This window comes from Methanothermococcus sp. (genome assembly GCF_015523155.1).
Taxonomy (GTDB): domain Archaea; phylum AGJL01; class Methanococci; order Methanococcales; family Methanococcaceae; genus Methanofervidicoccus.
This window is the reverse complement of sequence record NZ_WAKW01000028.1, coordinates 1-18329: the sequence shown is the minus strand read 5'-3', so window position 1 is coordinate 18329 and position 18329 is coordinate 1. Positions and strand designations below refer to the sequence as shown.

Genomic DNA, 18329 nt, shown 5'->3' with positions numbered 1-18329 from the left:
TGGACGAAGTCCATTTTAAGACGGAGGGGAGTAATTCACTCAGAGTTATACCTTATATAAAGGTAATCTCTGGGTTAGAATCCCCTATGAGTCAGGAAGCCTTGCCCGAAGGGCGAGGGCTACGAAAACCGAAAGGTTTTCGTTCAACCCCGTCCGTAAGGGAGGGGTAATTCACACAATGGATATCTTATTAACTTATATTATTTCATTTATTGCGTAGAAATCATGGAATCCATATATGAGTTTTATTATATGATATGTAAGTCTTGAAACTAAAAATAATGGTGATATTATGAAAATAGAGATAAATGAAAACTACTGCAAAGGTTGTGATATTTGCATATTTGTGTGCCCAAGGGATGTTTTTGTGAAATCTGATAAATTGAACAAAAAGGGAGTTTATCCACCTATTGCGGAGAATCCTGAAAAATGCACAAATTGTCAATTATGCGTTTTACAATGTCCCGACCAGGCAATAACTGTTGAAGAATAATAAAAATAAAAAAGGAATATTATGGAATACGGTATAGCCACAAAATTGAGCAAAATAAATAATGATTATTCCAAACTTTTAGAGCTCAATAAAATTAGTAGTTCTAATTTTGATTATCATGTGATTGACGCAGAGCTCCTACCACTTACCGATGAAAATATTTTAAACAATCTAAAAAACTGTGTTTTAACAATCCAAAGCAAAAGGAAGAATGCATTTGAACTGCTTGACTTATATTCTTCCTATGATTTTGACATATGTGTTGTCCTTGGAAATAATTTTTATTTATCTGAGGAAGAATCAAAATTAAAAAGAGAAATAATTTTGAAAGTAATTAATAAGGCATTGGATAGATGCAGTAATAAAATATGGGTAGGCACAGAATGTGTTGAGGGTATTGTAAAAGATATTGTTGAAGAAAATGATTTAATTGCCTATTATGTTTATGGTGGAAAATATCCCACTGCTGATTCAAAAAAGGCGGTTTATATTCCTTATGCTGAAAAAATTGATAAAAATGTATTAAATGCCATGGAAAACTACCTCAACAGAAGGAAAAACTATGCTGGAAATTACAATGATTTTATACTTTCATTGGATAATTATGCAAAAATAAAGGAATTAAAAAATAAAAATGATGACATTATAATAGGTTATCCGATAAATAATAAAATAATTAATTTTAAAAAAATTATTTAATTTCTAACTGCTTTCATAAACCTATCTTTTATAACAATTGGATGAATCTTTATATTTTCTGTTTTTTCATTATATGGTATTGCCTTAGCAACAATTACCTTTGTTTTATTTTCCTTTAATGATTTTTCAATTACTTCCCTTAGTTCTTTTTCGTCAGATACCTCTACGGCATCAATTCCACATGCCTGTGCTATTTTGCATAGGTTTGTGCCGTTTGTATGAGTTGGCTGGTTTCCTGTTGAGCCATAGGCAGAGTTATCCACAATTAGCAGTATAAAATTATCTGGTTTTGTATGTCCTATTGTGGATAAAGAACCTAAATTCATAAGAACAGAACCATCTCCATCTATTGAAATTACCTTTTTATTCGTGGATAGTGCCAAACCTAAACCTATGGAAGAACACAAACCCATTGAACCCAACATATAAAAATTTTCATTTCTATCTTTCACATGGTAGAGCTCCTTGCTTGGAAATCCTATATTGCTTATTACCAACTCATCTTTCACATATTCCATTAGAATTTTTATTATGTCGATTCTTCTTAATTTTTGCAAATTACCACCAATTTATTTATATTTGTTTATTATCTATTATATCCATTTTTATGTTATTTCCACTTTATTTCATCCATATTTTTCAATAATTTCTTTTAAATCCAAAATACCCTTATGAACAGCAGTGGCTATCAGCACACCCTGAGCTCCTAAATCATAAGCATCCTTTAAGTCATTTTCATCTTTTATTCCACCGCCTATATAAATCGGGTTGTTTGTTTTATCAATTATATATTTTATTAAATTCTTGTTAATACCACTTTGGGTTCCAACAGAGGATATATCTAATATAATTAATGGAGTATTTTTATTGACATTATCCAATATATCATCCAATTCATAATTTAATAGCTTCCCGTCTTTGAAATCCAAACTTAGAATAATGTCTTTTTCACCTAGTAAATCTAAATCATTTAATGTTTCTGTTCCCACAATTAATTTATCACAGATTTTTAGAGCTCTCATATATTCTATATCTTTTTTAGTGCTTATTCCCGCATCTACAATTTTATATATGGGGAGCTCTCTGATGATGTTGAAATTGTCTCCATTTTTCATTATGGCATCTAAATCAGCAATATATACTTTTTCTGCTCCATTTTCTTTATATTTTTCTATTATATCAATAGGATTTGAAGAATCACATAAAACAGTTTTTAGGGGTTTGTATTCTTCTCTATTTCCACCCATCCCATGAACTGCAATATTGTTCATTATATCTATTACTGGGATAATTTCCATAAATACCAACCTTATAGTTTTAAATTTTTAAATTTTAAAAAATGCTTTTTTTAGATTTTATATTTTATTAATTTTTAAAGTTTTCTAAATGATGGTGCAAAAAAGAAAAAGAAAGAAAAAATGTGATTTAGTATTTTTAGCATTATTTAGCATTATCGATATATATATTTACAAAGCAAGCAAGCAATGAAAAATGAAATATGAAGTGATTTTTCTAATTTATCATTGAGAAATGGCTTCATTGCCAATTACCAATATTGTTGAGGTTTGATTATAATGTCCAATGGAACCTCCCAATGTAGTCCCTTGTTCCCCATAGGTATTAAATCCAATTACTGGAACATCGCCAACTATTTCCTTTATTATGTCAATATCATTAATATCTAATCTTTCTTTAAGCAAATGTCTCAATATACAGTTGAATACGATAATTGCCCCTATTTTCTTAGGATTTCCTGCATTAGCTATGGCACTATTTAATGCATTCTTAAATGACTCTATGGCATAATCCCTATTTGTATCCATTACTGTTAAGTAATTTCCTTCATTGACCTCAGCATAGAATGTGATGCTTCCATCGTCATTAGCACACATGGCACTTTTTATGACATATTCCCCAAAGACATCCGAAGACTTAACACCCATAGGTTTTTGAGCAAATATTTCTGAGGTGAGCTCATCTACTTCAAGTAATTCTTTCATAACATCTACTGCGGGTCTGTGGTCGAGCTCATAAACTGTTCTCCCTTTGGATTTTGTAATAATGGCACCCTTTTTAGTTGGGAAGTAAGGATGTCCATATCCAACTCCAATCTTCAATGCACTACTTAATGTAGCAACTATACCTGTATTTGAATATACGCCATTGGCAAGCTGGTATGTTTTTTTAAATTTTAAATCATCACCTGTGGAACCTCCAACAATGGGGACATTACTTCCAATTTCTGAAACTATTCCTCTTAAAAACTCTTCCTCCTGTCCAGTCATGCCGTCGGGTATTACTATATTTACGAAGGGTTTCATCTTTAAAATATCTGAAACGTTTTTGTTCATAAATGCAACTGATATTAATGCGGATGCAGTAGGATTATTTTTTAACGAAGCGTAGGCATTATGCACAGCTTCTTTCCCACATTCAAAAGGTTTTTCAGCTAAATTGGTCCCAACACCAATACCTACTTTTAAATATGGACTTTTTAGAGTCATTACTGCAACAGTGTCTGTCATAGGTTCAGGCATAGCACTGGAAAACTCACCTGCTGTGGTTCCTCCAATTATAGCTGAGCTCCCAACCTCTTCTTTAACTGAATTATACACCTCCTCTGCATCAATATTGGAAGAAGAAAATACTATTGTTAAATTTGGCTGCCCTGTTTTTTGCATTGCTGTCTTTACTGCTTCCTTTGGGTCATTGGATTGACCCACTCCTACTTTTAATACCTCTTTATTCATAGCAAATACACCTCGGATATGACTTTTAATTATATTAATCACACTTGCTATATATTGTTAATTTTATTTATTATTTATTATAATATAGCGTGTCAAAATATCCGCAATTTGCGATTTGGAAAGTTTAGATTAAAATTATATGATAAATAATATTTTTCTATTATGTTTATTATCTTCTCTTTTGAAATACCACTTTTCACCAATTCATCATCTAAATCCTTATGAATAAAATCATACCATTTTTCCTATTTTAATTTTAAATTTATTTTAAATTTATCTATTTTTATATTTTGCAATAAATAAAATTTTAAACCAAACTTATAAATGCATAAATCGCTCCATTTATATCATTCATAACTCTTCAATAATCTTTTTTATCTCTTCGATTTTTTCCTTCATGAGCTCCTCAGTATCAGCCTCCAAGTTCAACCTTAAAAGCGGTTCTGTGTTTGAAGGTCGGACATTAAACCACCAGTTATCGCAGTATATGGATACCCCATCGATTTCTTCAATTTTGCATTTACTGTATTTAGTTTTTAGTTTATCCATTATCAATTTTTGGTCTTTTACTTCAAAGTTTATCTCTCCGCTGTGAAAGTATTTTTTATACTCCTTTGATAGTTCAGAAAGTGATTTTTTCATATCCTTTATAGCATACAATATGTAATTTAAAGCAAGCAAAGGACTTTCAAAATATCCAACTTCTTTAAAGTAAAAGTGATTTGAAAGCTCTCCTGCAAATTCTGCATCTACTTCGTGCATAAGTTTTTTTATGAAGTAGTGCCCCACCCTTGTTTTTATAGGAATTCCACCGTATTTTTCAATAATTTCAGGAACAATTTTACTGCATCTTAAATCATAGACTATTTTTATTTCTTTCTCATTTTCATTCTTAGTTTCATTTTTCTCCTTCAATATTTCTATGGCAATTAGAGCTGTTAAAATATCCCCCTGCAAAACATTACCTTTTTCATCTATTATTCCAATTCTATCTCCATCCCCATCAAATATTACTCCCATATCGCAGTTATTTTCTTTAACGGCATTTATTATATCTACAAGGCAGGATTTTTTCAATGTGTCAGGCTGATGTGCAGGGAATGTTCCATCAGGATAGTCGTTTATAAATACATGATTAGGTGCCAATTTCTCTAATATCTCCTTTTCTGCAATGGCTGTGCTTCCATTTGCAAAATCAACTGCTATTTTTATATTGCAGGATGCACACCTGTTTAAAAAGAATTTTTTATAATCTGTGATTATATCCACCTTTAATTTATCCAAATCGATTTCTTCAATTTCCTTTTTCTGAGTTTCATTTAGTTCATATTCTTCAAAAATAGGTTTTATTTCATCTATTGGAGATATTGGAATAGCTTTTTTATCGCACATTTTAAATCCAGTATATTCTGGTGGATTGTGAGATGCTGTTAAAATTACCCCCAAATCGTAATTATCCTTTGTTCCAAAATACATCAATGGTGTGGATATTGTTCCAGCATAGGATACTTTTACACCTGATTCAAGTAGTCCATATATAAATGGTTTGGTGAGCTCCTTTGAACCTATTCTTACATCATTTCCGACCAATATATTTTTATACTTTTTTCCAAGGGATTTTCCAAGAGAATATGCAAAATTTTCGTCAATTTGTTTTTTAAAAACACCCCTAATATCATAAGCTTTAAATACCATATTATCACCGTTGATAGAAAAATTTTATTTTATATTTTTTATTAATTAATTTATTTTCATTTAAATATTTATTTTATTTTTCTTTTTATTTTAATATATATTTATCTCGTTGCCTTTATCTATTCTTAATCTTTAACTATCTTAATTAATTGGAATGTATGGTGAATAATAGAAATCTTTAAATAATTTATAATCAAATTAATTAAAGGTTAATTTTTATGGAGGTCTAAGGATATGACATGCACCATAGTAGTAGGTGGCCAGTGGGGCGACGAAGGAAAAGGTAAAATTATTAGTTATTTATGTTATAAAGACAATCCCTCAATAGTTGCAAGAGGGGGCGTAGGTCCTAATGCAGGGCATACTGTTGAAGTTGATGGTGAAAAATACGGTATAAGAATGATTCCAACAGGATTCCCAAACAAGAGCTCCAAACTTGCAATCGGTGCAGGGGTGTTGGTTGACCCTGAGGTAATTTTAAAAGAAATCGAAATGCTCGATAAATTCAATATAAAGGATAGATTGATTGTTGATAAAAATTGTGGAATAATAGAGGAAAAACATAAGGAAATGGACAAATCAAACAGTCATTTATCAAAGGAAATCGGCTCCACTGGAACAGGATGCGGTCCAGCAAATGTTGATAGGGCAATGAGAACATTAAAACTTGCTAAGGATATTGAGGTTTTAAAACCATTTTTAGGCGATGTATCTGATGCAGTAAATGAAGCACTGGATAACAACCAAAATGTTTTGATTGAAGGAACACAGGGAACACTTCTATCTTTATACTACGGAAGCTACCCTTATGTTACATCAAAAGACACAACTGCGTCATCCTTTGCAGCTGATGTTGGTATAGGCCCTACAAAGGTAGATGAAGTTGTAGTTGTATTTAAATCATATCCTACAAGAGTTGGAGAAGGTCCATTTCCTACTGAGATGTCATTTGAAGAATCTGAAAAATTGGGGCTTGTAGAGTATGGAACAGTTACAGGTAGAAGAAGAAGAGTTGGGTTCTTTGACTATGAGCTCGCAAAAAGAGTATGTAGGTTAAACGGTGCTACTCAAATAGCAATAACCTGTTTAGACAAATATGATAATGAATGCTACGGAATCACCAACTACGATGATTTAACTGAAAAAGGAAAGGCATTTATAAAAGAAATCGAAGAAAAAGTAGGGGTTTCAATTACCCTTATATCCACAGGACCTGAACTCCACCAGACAATAGATTTAAGATGAATTTTTTATTTATTTATATTTTTATTTAAATTATTTATTTTACATTAATTTATATCACTCTTAATATTTTTTACTTCATATTATAATTTTTTATAGATTATTTTTTATATATGGATTATATTAGTTTTTAATAAAATATTATAAAGGGATATTATGAATTTTAAAACCATAACGGATAAAATAATTGTGATTGGTAAAAATTACGAAATGCCCTTTTCCAAAGGTCTTCTTGCGAGGTCATTAACAGCTGCTGGAATGAAACCAAGTGAGGCATATATGGTGGCAAAGGAAATTGAAAAAACCTTGGAAAACGAAGGGTATAATACTATTACAAAAAATGAGCTCAGAAAAAGGGTGTATTATTACCTATTAACTAAAAATTATGATAACATAGCTGAGAAATATCTCCTATGGAGACGAATTTTAAAAAAACACCCAATTGTTATATTAATTGGGGGGGCAAGTGGTGTTGGAACATCGACGATAGCTTTTGAATTGGCTTCACGATTGGGAATCCCTAGCGTTATAGGAACTGATTCAATTAGGGAGGTAATGAGGAGAAGTATATCGAAGGATTTAGTTCCAATGCTTTATGAATCTTCATATACTGCATGGAAGGCTCTAAGAATTCCAAGTCTGGATGATAAAGAAACCTGCGATAAACATATATTGGGATTCGAAAGGCATATAGAACCTGTATTAATTGGAATTGAAAGTTTAATTGATAGAAGCTTAACTGAGGGATTGAGCATTATCATAGAGGGAACCCACATAGTTCCCGGATTTATGAAGGAGAAATATACATCAATGCCAAATATCATTACCATTATATTAACACTGAGCTCTGAAAAAATGCATAAAAAGAGATTTTCAGCAAGGGCTAAGGTCAGCGCAAGACCTATGGAGAGATATTTAAAAAACTTTGAAATAATAAGAAAGATAAATAAATATATTGTTGAACGGGCGGAAGAAAATGATGTTCCAGTAATTGAAAATGTTTCTATAAGCCAGAGTGTAGAGAAATGCCTAGAAATTATAACTGAAAAATTTAATTATTTAGATAAAATCGAAAACGAAGATAATGAAGAGGATGTTTATTAATATGACGGCATTATTTTTAATTCTCTTTTAGAATTTGGGATATTATGAAATTATTTAAAAAAAAGGATGTCTTAGGTATTTTTCATGAGCTCGGTATATTGATATCAGCCATTGGGTTCATTATGATGATACCTGTATTTGTTGGAATGTATTTTAATGAACCTGTTTATTATTTTTTTTACCCCAGTATAGTGGTTGTTATATTTGGTATTTTAATAAATAAATTTACAAAACCGATATCTATCAAATTAAAACATGCTATGGTTGTATCTGCATTAGCATGGTTATTTGCATCGTTGATTGGAGCAGTTCCCTTTTATTTAGGTATTCCTCATTTTGGATATATAGATGGGGTTTTTGAAAGCATGTCTGCATGGACTACAACAGGATTTACCTTGATAAATAATGTAGAGGCCCTTCCTCACACACTGCAATTTTGGAGGAGTTTGGAGCAATGGGTTGGTGGAATAGGGGTCCTTGTAATGGTGATTAATATCCTATCAAAAACAGGCGCTTCGGCATATTACAGAGCTGAGGCTAGGGAGGAAAAAATACTTCCAAGCACATCAAGCACAGTTAAAAAAATTTGGCAGATTTATTTATTATATACATCCATAGGAATAAGTCTCCTTTATTTAAGCGGATTATCACTTTGGGAGGCAGTAAATATCTGCATGTGCGGTATATCCACCGGTGGAATGAGCATAAGCAATTCAAGTTTTCCGTATAACAATTTTGCAAAGATTGTAATGATATTAATTATGGCAATTGGAGGTATTGTTTCATTTGCAGTTCATCACAAAATTTTAACTGGAAGATGGATAGATGATATTCAAACTAAGGTGGCAATTCCAATTATTATTGTAGCCTCTCTTATTCTTGTGATATCCTCCAATATTAATCCAATTGATGCAATTTTTACAGTGGTTTCTGCCATGACAAGCACAGGATACTCTACTGTTAATATCTCAAATTTGAGTAATGCATCCATTGCTATCTTAATAATTGTTATGATGATTGGGGGTTCTACTGGAACAACAACAGGAGGTATAAAACTTATAAGATTGGCAATAATGGCAAAAAGTTTTTACTATAAATTAAAGGAGGCTATATACCCCCACAATGCAGTTATATATAAAAAACTTGGAAATAACCCTCTCACACCAAATCTTATTATAGATGCCTACATCGTAGGTTTTATTTATGTATTGCACTATATATTTGGAGCTCTATGCTTTATATCCCTTGGATATGACCCATTTAAATCTCTCTTTGAATCAGTTTCACTTGTGGCTAATATAGGTCTTTCTGTAAATATAGTAAATTATGATTTAAATCCTATGGGAAAATTATTGGGTATATTTTCCATGTGGGTAGGAAGATTGGAGATAATTCCCGTATATGTTCTTATAATATTACCTATGATATTGAAGATAAAAGAAAAAAAAAGATAAATATAAATTTTAATTATTATATTTAATCATTATTCATTCGCTATTTCTTTATTTTTTTTAAATTTTTTATTGTATTTATTATTTCTTCCCTATTGCCCCCAACTACAAGAATTGTTTTTTGCGAAGAGGTTAATCCAGAAACTATCTCCACATCTTTTTTAAATATTTTTTTGAGAAATTTTATAATCTCCTTGTTTGCCTTGCCCTCTATTGGCTGTGCTTTTATTTTTATGATAAGTCTTTTTCTCCATTCATTAATGCCGCCAATTTCATTTTTCTTTGCATTTGGTGAAATTTCCACATCAATCAAAACGCCGCTTTTATCCTTTGATTCTATAATAATTTCCTCAATCAAACTATCACCATAATGATAATTTAAGTTTTATAGTTTAAAAATATAATGTTATAGGTAGTTAATAATAAAAAATAAAATAGATATGTCATGTGCGGAGGGTATGAAAATGACAGATAAGACTTATTCCAAAACTCCATTCGATGAATATGCAGAAGAGTATGATAATTGGTATGATGAAAATAAGAAAATGTATGAGTTAGAGCTCGAAGCTATAAAAAAATTCATTCCAAAACCAGAAAAAAGAAAGAAGGGTTTAGAAATTGGAGTGGGAACTGGGAGATTTGCAAAACCCCTTGGTATTGAGTATGGTTTGGAGCCTTCAAAATCCATGGCAGAGATTGCAAAAAGGCGGGGAATATATGTATATGAAGGAGTTGCCGAGAATATCCCCATCGATGATAAATCTTTTGATTATGTATTGATGACTACAACATTGTGCTTTTTAAATGACCCTATCAAAGGACTCAAAGAGATAAAAAGGATTTTAAAACCCAATGGAAAATTAATTATTGGCATAATTGATAAAAACAGTTCATTGGGTAAAATTTATGAATCTAAAAAGAAAAAAAGTAAATTCTATAAATATGCAAAGTTTTATTCTTTGAATGAAGTTTTAAACTGGTTAAAAGAATTAAGATATAAAAATATAATTTATGAGCCTATTAAATTGTATAAAAATGACGAGGGAAGTTTTATTGTGATATCTGCTGAAAAATAACATAATATAAATAAAAAATAGAATATTATGGTATATTATTATGATAAGATAATTTAATGTCAATGATAGGTGTATTATCATAGGCATCGATTTTTTCGATAAATATGTTATTTCCATCTATTTTTAAAATTTTGACAATATATGCTGCTATTGGATTTGGTCTAATTGGAGACCTTGTGGAGAACACTCCCCTGATTGGATTATTTGGATTACCATATGGATGGACCTTTAAAATTTTTCTTTTTTCTGGAGTATCGCTTCTATCAAACCATAGGAGTAATAAAATCCTCATACCTTCTTTTAATCCCTCCAATCCATCACGATATTCTTTAAAAATGTTTAAAACTGTTTTATCCTCTAACTGTTTGATATTTCCTATAGAATGTATTTTGAATTCCATAATATCAACTATAATCCTAAGTTATCCCATATTGCATAAAAACTTCTTAAACTCTTCAAAAGCTTTTTTTCTATGGGAAATTTCGCTTTTTTCTTCCGTTTTCATCTCTGCGAAAGTTCTATCTTCTCCATCTGGAATAAAAATACTGTCATATGCAAAACCATATCCTTTGCTTCTTATTTCATAGGAAACCTTTCCCTTTACAATTCCTTTGAATAATTTTACGCCCTTTTCATCACAGTATCCAATTACTGTTTTAAAATATGCGTTTCTGTCGTCGCCTTCCTTATCTTCCAAAAGTTTTAGAATACCTTCATTTCCTAATGTTTCCTGAACATACTTTGAATATGTCCCTGGAAATCCATTGAGTGATTCCACAAAAAATCCACTATCCTCAACGATTATTGGTTTTTCTATTTTTTCATACACATATTTTGCCCCAAATTCCGAAACTTCCTCCAATGTTCCTTGGACCTCAGGATAAGGGCATTTTATCTGCTCAACTGATATGCCTTTTAAATCCTTTAAAATAATATTCGCCTCTTTAATTTTGTTTGGATTCCCCGTTGCAAAGTAGATTTTCATTTAATCACCAAATACTGTTATTATTTTATTCTTTTAAAATTTCATAATATATTTTAGCCATCTTTATTAAATTATTTAGTTTTATATGTTCGTTTGGTTGATGTGCCGTTTCTTCACCGATTCCCCAAACAACTGTATTGTAGTTTCTTGCCCTTAAAAATGCTCCAACTGTGCCTCCACCCATACCGCATAAAATCGGTTCTTTGTTCAATACCTTTTTTATAGCACTTCCGAGCTCGACAACTATTTCAGAATTTTCAGGTGTTTTTTGTGAGAGCTCCTTTTGTAGAATTTCATATTCAATTGATATATGTTTTTCTTCCTCTTTATCGTAGTATTTTAAATATTTATCAATATTATTTTTAAAATCACCAATAAATTCATCAATATCTTTTAAAACCTCATCTACATCATAATCTGGGAGTATTCTACAATCAAAGCATAATTCCACATATCCCGGAATGGTATTCACATTTTCAACATTGTTAAAAATCATGGTAGGCTCAAAGGTTGAGTATGACGGAGAAAATAACTCATCCTTTTTGTCGTATTTAGTATAGAGCATATTGTAAAGGTTATTTGCAAAATTGAACATTAGGACATCGGTATTTATTCCATCGTTTGGTGTGCTTCCATGACATTGTTTTCCTTTAATTTTAAATTTAATCCATAGTATATTTTTTTCTGCTATTTCTATATAGTTTCCATCAGGAGTTCCAAAATCTGGTATTATTATTAAATCATTTTCATCAAAAATCTCTTTTTCATATTTTAACATATGCTGAATACCATAATTACTACCGCATTCCTCATCCGATACAAATATTAAGCTTAAATTATATTTTGGACAAAATTTTTTATCCTCATTTTCAAAAATCATCTTTAACAATAGTAGGGATGAAACTATTCCTTTATGGTTATCTTCACTTCCCCTTCCATATATTTCCCCATCTTTAATTACCGGTTCGTATGGGTCGGAGCTCCAAAGATTTAAACCCCCCTCTGGAACAATATCAAGATGAGAAATTATATGGAGCGTTCTATCCTTTCCAAAATCGAATTTTGCCACAATATTTGGTCTTATTATGTCCTTATCATCTTTTGTATTGTATTGCTTTATTGAATAATTTTTTACATTATATTGTTTTATATATTCATTTAATTTATTTAATACATAATCTGCCTTTTTCTTTTCCCCAACTCCACCAAATGCTGGATTAACTGAATTTATTCTAATTAAATCTGATGCTATTTTTATAGTTTCATCCATTAAACTGGTATTTTCCATGTTTCCTCCTCATATAAGTAAAATATAGTAATTTAATTATAGTAATATTTTAAATTATTTTTATAATAAGGCTGTATTTGCTACTGTCATATATATTATTAGAGCTGTTAAATGTAATAAATATATCGTTCCTCCAAATATTAAAAACCTAATCACTCCAATTTTTCCACTGGACAATCTTAATGTTATCAAATTTGCAAATGATGCTATTAGTGTTCCGTTTCCTCCAACATTAACACCATAGGCAATTGGAATCCAATTAGAATATAAATTTGATAGCAAAATTGTTGCAGGGACATTTGATAAAATCTGGGAAAGGATGGATGAATATATCATCAAGGCAATACTGTTCCATTGTATAAAAAATAAATTCATAATTCCTAAGTGTTTTATCCCTTCAATATCGATGAATAGGGCACAAAATGTTAAAAGAAACAAGTAATCAATTTTAATCCTTTTTAAAATTAAAATTATCACCATTATTGGAAATAAATAAATGTAATTAACAATATTTAATGCTGAAAGAACCACTAAAATGAATATTAAAATATATGCCATCCATTCATTTTTAAATTCCATATTTTTAAAATAGAATGGTTTTTTTGTAGTGAATAGGGAACATGTGTTAAAATTTAAAAATGGCAGCAATACTAAAATTCCGCAGAGCTCATATGGTATCATATTTTTTATAAATTCAAAAATAGTTAAATGGTAATGATAAAATATAAAAAGATTCTGAGGATTGCCGATGGGAGTTAATGTACTTCCAATATTTGCAGATATTCCTTCGAATATAAAGAGCTTTTCTAAATCTCTACTGCTCATTTGAATATATTTAGACACTATTCCAGTAATTGGAATAATCACGAATAATGCAATGTCATTTGTAATTATTGAAGACATAATCAAGGTTAAAATAATCAACATTATGTAAATCCTTTTAGTGCAATTCAATAGGGATAGTGAAATCCATTCTAAAAATTTTGAATCTTTTAATAGATTTACAATCACCAATATATAAAATAATGTAAATATGGTTTTCCACTCCACTATGGATATAACCTTATAAGGTTCAATCACTGTCAATAAAAACAAAACTGCAACAATTATAAACATCAAAAATATCGCAGTATCTATTTTTATTTTTTCCATGATATATCTCTAACAACTTGTTCAAATATTTATATAAATATTGTTGCTACTGATGATATGAGAATATTTTTGTGATAAGATGAAATGTGTAAAATATAATAAAAGTTATATTAAAATGAAAAGACTGAAAAAAGAGATTATATGAATTTTATCATCCTATAATCTTATATAATTTTATATATCATTTCAAAGCCCGAAGAATACTGCAACACTATGTCCGAAGTATGCCACAAGTAAAAATCTTGGAAATCTACCAATAAGTGTCCCTATGCTAAAATGCAAAATCTTCATTTCAAAGATTCCAGCGAGCCATGCCGCAACTTTATAAGGCAGTGGTGAAAATCCGGCTATTAAAACACCCCAAATACCATACCTATCAAAGAATTCTTCTCCTTTTATTAAATATTTCTCTCCAAAAAGTTTAATAAATATGGGCGTTCCAAGTCGATAACCTAAAAAATGTCCAACTCCACCGCCAGATACAGAACCGATAGTCGCTACAATAGCACAAGTTAATGGGTCTAAACCAAACGCAGATGCACCTATTATGTATAAATCTGGTGGAATAGGTTGAATAAAAGCTTCGGTAAATGCTATCAAAAACATGCCCAAGTATCCATAATCATTTATTAAATTCTGTGCAATTAAATACAAATCCATAATTCCATCTTTTTAAATCTCTCATTTTTAATATTATATTAAAAATTTAAATTTATTTAAATCTTATCATTTTATATATTAATATACACCTATTTTATTTTTATTTATAATTATTATCATATTTATAATTTCTTTTTATCTTTCATATGCTCTAAAATAATTTAAATAATATAAAAATTTTTATTTATATGTGGTTGTATATATAATAAAATATAAAAAGAAATAAGTAAATTATAATAAATTTTTGGTGATATCATGGCTAAATTGATGATTAAAACGCCCTGTTCTACATTCACATTGGAAAGTATAATGTGCTGTATGTTTGGTATTAAAACATTCGATGTTGCAGTATATCTCTTATTGTTAAAAAATGGTGCATCAAGAGTAAATGATATAGCTGAATTACTCAATCGGGATAGAAGCACTATACAAAGGTCGGTTCAAAATTTAGTAAATGCGGGGCTTGTAAAAAGAAAACAGATAAACCTTAGAGAAGGAGGATATTTTTACAAATACAAAGCAATTCCTTTTTCAGAAGTTAAGGAGATTATAAAAGATACTATGGAAAAATGGTGTAAAGAAGTTAAGGAATGGATTGATGAGTTAGGTAATGAGGATTTAGAAAAAATTACCAAGGAGATAATATGCGTTAAAAATACAGATTAGATATTAATTATTAAAAACGGGATAATATGAAAATTGTTTTTTTAGGAACTGGAGCAGCTGTTCCTACAAAAAATAGGAACCATTCATCAATAGGTCTTAAATTTGATGGAGAAATATTTTTATTTGATTGTGGTGAAGGAACTCAAAGGCAAATTTTGTATACTGATGTATCTCCTATGAAGATAAATAATATATTTATTACGCATCTCCATGGAGACCATATTTTAGGACTTCCAGGACTCCTTCAATCAATAGGGTTTAATGGACGAACAGAACCTATTACTATATATGGACCTCCTGAAACAGAGGAAACCATTGAAAATATTTTAAAAATAGGATATCATTCAATAAATTTTAATATTCGAGTGTGTGAATTACACACTGAGAAACCTATGAAAATAGCAGGTACTGAAAAATATGAAATATACTACTATCCTATGAATCATTCAGTTCCAACAGTAGGGTATGTTTTTAGAGAAAAAAAGAAACCACAGTTAAACTTGAAAAAAGCCATTGAATTAGGTGTTGAAGTAGGACCTAAATTGAAAAGATTAAAAGATGGAAATCCAGTAAAAACAAAGGATGGAAAAATAGTATATCCAGAAGATGTTCTTCTTCCACCGAAAAAAGGAATATGCATAGGATACAGTGGAGATACAACACCACTTAAAGATTTTGGAAAATTTTTAAAATCATTGGGATGTAGATTATTAATCCATGAGGCTACTTTCGATAGTTCAAGAAAAAATAATGCCTTAGAAACCATGCACTCAACAGTGAGAGATGCAGTAAATATTGCAAAAATTGCAGGGGTTGAAGAGCTTATACTTACTCATATATCGGCAAGATATGATGATAAAATGGATGACTATATAAATGAGGTTAATATTCTTAATGCAGAAAATGATAATCTTAATATCATTATTGCTGAGGATTTCATGGAGTATTCTTTAAAATAAAAAATAATTAATCTAAATTACTATAAAATAAAAAAAAGTTTATTTAAGTTGATAGTCATGGAAATATAATCCATTAAATATTATGGCATTTTCAGGAGATACATATTTTGGGTAGGTAATTTTCTTTTTTAATTTTCCTTTTCTAATATCCTCAAATACCTCATATATATTTTTATAATTCCGCGTTGTATAAGCACAGACATTGCAGTCCTTAACAAAATATTTGTTATTTTTTTTTATAAAGTTATCCACACCTTCCTTATTAAATACTGGTGGTCCTATTTTAAGTTTAACATTTGGGAGTTCCCATACCAAAAATTCCCATGATAAATAACACATATTATCATCTGCATAATAACCACATCTCAAAAATTCAAAATTATTTTCAATTAAAATTTTGTTTATACTTTTTTGCAATTTTTCCATTTGAGGGTATATCACATCATCAACTATGTCTTTTCTTTTAATGCCCAATGTAATAAGCTTTCCTTTTTCTTTCCTATTGTTGAGATTTTCATTTATTTTTTTATAATAGTTGTAAAAGAAATCTTTTGAAGGATTTTTTAAAAACTGATGAGAATAAAATATAAATTTACAAAAGTTCTCTTTATTCAGAGCTGCAGCTACATTTCTATTTAAATCCACAGGGTCATAAACTACAAGAGAGTCTTTAAAATCGGCAAATTTATAATCATGGTCTAAATTATAGATATCAAATATTTCCTTCAAAATTATTTTTTCTCCAATTTTCCATTTTTGAGCTCCCAATAATGTATTTATAAATCCACCATAGTGTATCGTTAGTAGCTCGCATAAATATCCAGAAAATCCCTTAGTCTTTAAATCTGAGCCGTAAATACCAATTCCCTTTAAAAATTTTTTTAAAAGTCGAACATCGTTATTTAAATTATTTTTTTTTAGCATTTTCTTTAAAAATTCATTATGTAGTGGTGTTCTATCTACCGCAGATATTATATTTTCCCCCCAGTTTAGTTTATAACATGGAACTATATCTATATCGTATTTTCCAATCTTTGCAGATAAATAAGGGTGTTCTGCATATTCTATCCAACATTTACCATCTAATTTTTCTATTACCTTTTTACCAATTTTTAAAACAGTTTCTTTTAACATCTCCTTTTTAACATCTTTTTTAAATCTTATGAAAATATCTATATCATAATCATTTTTTAAATTGGTATTTCTATCAGTGGAACCAACCTGAATTATGTCTTCAATCAAACTCCTTAATTTTTTACTGTCTATCTCAGCATATAATTCAGTTATTATTTTTTCAGAAAACTCCTTTAATTCCATTTCTTCTTCTTTACTTGGAGCTATATCATTTAATAGTTCATCTAATATCTCGTTAAAACCATCTGGTTTAAAATTCTCCTTTTCCATAGTGTCCCTCGTATTTATAAAATTAGATATAACATAACATATAAAAATATATAATATGTACCTATAGATTATAAAAAATAATAAAAAAATTAAACGGTGTTTTCTATATGTTCTGATTTTTCGTTTTCCAATAAGCTCATATATTTTCCAATATATTTTTTCATATTTTCTGATTTTGGGTTTATATATTTAAACGCGTTTTCAAGTAATTTTATGGATAAATTTTTTGAAACAGAATCATCAGATTGGGACAAATAGTCTGCAATACATGCAGATAATAAAAAAATAGCAGCTCTCTGTTCAGTTTTTAATTTATGGATATGGTGAGGTCTAATATCTAATTCTTCATAAATTTTCATATATTCGCAGGAGCATTCGCTTGGAACGAGCTCCCGATATACATGAACAAAGAATTGGTGGAGCTCCATGAGTTGCTCTTTATGCATTTTATCACTTCAATAATATGAGAGTATATATGTAGAAAAAATATTATAATAAAAAGATATAACATTTTTATAAAGTATAATTAAGGATTTTTATAAAAAATATTAAAAAATTATCTTTACAATTTATATAATATAATTTTTAATATATATAATTTAACAATGAATAATTTATTTTAATGTTTTATATTTATTAATTAATATAAATTTATAATAAAATATGTAAATTTTAATATTTTTATTTATACTATGGAGGTTATTC

Annotated in this window: 20 protein-coding genes; 8 read left to right on the top strand and 12 right to left on the bottom strand. The window is 29.4% G+C overall.

What is annotated here, in order from left to right; all coding sequences use genetic code 11:
• The first annotated feature begins 292 nt into the window (after positions 1–292).
• Together F7B34_RS03280 and F7B34_RS03275 are read left to right on the top strand one after the other, a co-directional pair.
• Entirely contained in the window at positions 293–493 is a 201-nt protein-coding gene (locus F7B34_RS03280) for a ferredoxin family protein (protein ID WP_292460350.1), read from the top strand.
• 21 nt (positions 494–514) lie between these two features.
• Positions 515–1192, top strand: coding sequence for a hypothetical protein (locus F7B34_RS03275; protein ID WP_292460348.1), 678 nt, complete (start codon positions 515–517; stop codon positions 1190–1192).
• On the opposite strand, the gene comE is transcribed toward F7B34_RS03275, so the two are convergent.
• The 4 genes from comE to F7B34_RS03255 form a co-directional block, all read right to left on the bottom strand.
• Entirely contained in the window at positions 1189–1749 is a 561-nt protein-coding gene (comE, locus tag F7B34_RS03270) for a sulfopyruvate decarboxylase subunit beta (RefSeq protein ID WP_292460346.1), read from the bottom strand. The genes F7B34_RS03275 and comE overlap by 4 nt on opposite strands.
• Positions 1750–1818: 69 nt before the next feature.
• Positions 1819–2490, bottom strand: coding sequence for a HisA/HisF family protein (locus tag F7B34_RS03265; RefSeq protein WP_292460345.1), 672 nt, complete (start codon positions 2488–2490; stop codon positions 1819–1821).
• A 222-nt stretch (positions 2491–2712) separates the two neighbouring features.
• Positions 2713–3942, bottom strand: a complete 1230-nt coding sequence (locus F7B34_RS03260; protein WP_292460342.1) for an FIST signal transduction protein — start codon at positions 3940–3942, stop codon at positions 2713–2715.
• Positions 3943–4293: 351 nt separating this feature from the next.
• Positions 4294–5637 carry a phosphomannomutase/phosphoglucomutase gene (locus F7B34_RS03255; RefSeq protein WP_292460340.1) on the bottom strand — a complete coding sequence of 448 codons (1344 nt, stop codon included), beginning with the start codon at positions 5635–5637 and terminating at the stop codon, positions 4294–4296.
• Between the two features lie 234 nt (positions 5638–5871).
• Here F7B34_RS03255 and F7B34_RS03250 point away from each other — a divergent pair, with 234 nt between their 5' ends.
• From F7B34_RS03250 to F7B34_RS03240, 3 genes are all read left to right on the top strand, one after another.
• Complete coding sequence (locus tag F7B34_RS03250) at positions 5872–6882, top strand: adenylosuccinate synthetase (protein ID WP_292460338.1); 1011 nt, start codon at positions 5872–5874, stop codon at positions 6880–6882.
• 153 nt (positions 6883–7035) lie between these two features.
• Positions 7036–7983, top strand: a complete 948-nt coding sequence (locus F7B34_RS03245; RefSeq protein ID WP_292460336.1) for a 2-phosphoglycerate kinase — start codon at positions 7036–7038, stop codon at positions 7981–7983.
• Positions 7984–8027: 44 nt separating this feature from the next.
• Positions 8028–9437 carry a TrkH family potassium uptake protein gene (locus F7B34_RS03240; protein WP_292460334.1) on the top strand — a complete coding sequence of 470 codons (1410 nt, stop codon included), beginning with the start codon at positions 8028–8030 and terminating at the stop codon, positions 9435–9437.
• A gap of 40 nt (positions 9438–9477) precedes the next feature.
• On the opposite strand, the gene F7B34_RS03235 is transcribed toward F7B34_RS03240, so the two are convergent.
• Positions 9478–9792 carry a DUF167 domain-containing protein gene (locus tag F7B34_RS03235; RefSeq protein ID WP_292460333.1) on the bottom strand — a complete coding sequence of 105 codons (315 nt, stop codon included), beginning with the start codon at positions 9790–9792 and terminating at the stop codon, positions 9478–9480.
• 100 nt (positions 9793–9892) lie between these two features.
• On the opposite strand from F7B34_RS03235, the gene F7B34_RS03230 reads away from it, so the two are divergent.
• Complete coding sequence (locus F7B34_RS03230) at positions 9893–10510, top strand: class I SAM-dependent methyltransferase (RefSeq protein ID WP_292460331.1); 618 nt, start codon at positions 9893–9895, stop codon at positions 10508–10510.
• Between the two features lie 25 nt (positions 10511–10535).
• On the opposite strand, the gene tsaA is transcribed toward F7B34_RS03230, so the two are convergent.
• The 5 genes from tsaA to F7B34_RS03205 all read right to left on the bottom strand — a co-directional run bounded on the left by tsaA (position 10536) and on the right by F7B34_RS03205 (position 14595).
• The gene (gene tsaA, locus F7B34_RS03225) at positions 10536–10910 is read right to left on the bottom strand and encodes a tRNA (N6-threonylcarbamoyladenosine(37)-N6)-methyltransferase TrmO (protein ID WP_292460330.1); all 375 of its coding nucleotides are present in this window, start codon (positions 10908–10910) and stop codon (positions 10536–10538) included.
• A gap of 21 nt (positions 10911–10931) precedes the next feature.
• The gene (locus F7B34_RS03220; RefSeq protein ID WP_292460328.1) at positions 10932–11495 is read right to left on the bottom strand and encodes an XTP/dITP diphosphatase; all 564 of its coding nucleotides are present in this window, start codon (positions 11493–11495) and stop codon (positions 10932–10934) included.
• 25 nt (positions 11496–11520) lie between these two features.
• Positions 11521–12783, bottom strand: coding sequence for a M20 family metallo-hydrolase (locus tag F7B34_RS03215; RefSeq protein ID WP_292460326.1), 1263 nt, complete (start codon positions 12781–12783; stop codon positions 11521–11523).
• A gap of 60 nt (positions 12784–12843) precedes the next feature.
• Entirely contained in the window at positions 12844–13935 is a 1092-nt protein-coding gene (locus F7B34_RS03210) for an SLC13 family permease (protein WP_292460325.1), read from the bottom strand.
• Between the two features lie 186 nt (positions 13936–14121).
• Complete coding sequence (locus F7B34_RS03205) at positions 14122–14595, bottom strand: YqaA family protein (RefSeq protein ID WP_292460323.1); 474 nt, start codon at positions 14593–14595, stop codon at positions 14122–14124.
• Positions 14596–14850: 255 nt separating this feature from the next.
• On the opposite strand from F7B34_RS03205, the gene F7B34_RS03200 reads away from it, so the two are divergent.
• Together F7B34_RS03200 and rnz are read left to right on the top strand one after the other, a co-directional pair.
• Positions 14851–15261, top strand: coding sequence for a helix-turn-helix domain-containing protein (locus tag F7B34_RS03200; protein WP_292460321.1), 411 nt, complete (start codon positions 14851–14853; stop codon positions 15259–15261).
• 26 nt (positions 15262–15287) lie between these two features.
• The gene (gene rnz, locus F7B34_RS03195; protein WP_292460320.1) at positions 15288–16220 is read left to right on the top strand and encodes a ribonuclease Z; all 933 of its coding nucleotides are present in this window, start codon (positions 15288–15290) and stop codon (positions 16218–16220) included.
• 39 nt (positions 16221–16259) lie between these two features.
• Here the strand turns inward: rnz and cca are convergent, their stop codons facing one another.
• The gene (gene cca, locus F7B34_RS03190) at positions 16260–17624 is read right to left on the bottom strand and encodes a CCA tRNA nucleotidyltransferase (RefSeq protein WP_292460319.1); all 1365 of its coding nucleotides are present in this window, start codon (positions 17622–17624) and stop codon (positions 16260–16262) included.
• Between the two features lie 89 nt (positions 17625–17713).
• The gene (locus F7B34_RS03185) at positions 17714–18070 is read right to left on the bottom strand and encodes a UPF0058 family protein (protein WP_292460318.1); all 357 of its coding nucleotides are present in this window, start codon (positions 18068–18070) and stop codon (positions 17714–17716) included.
• Between the last annotated feature and the right edge of the window lie 259 nt (positions 18071–18329).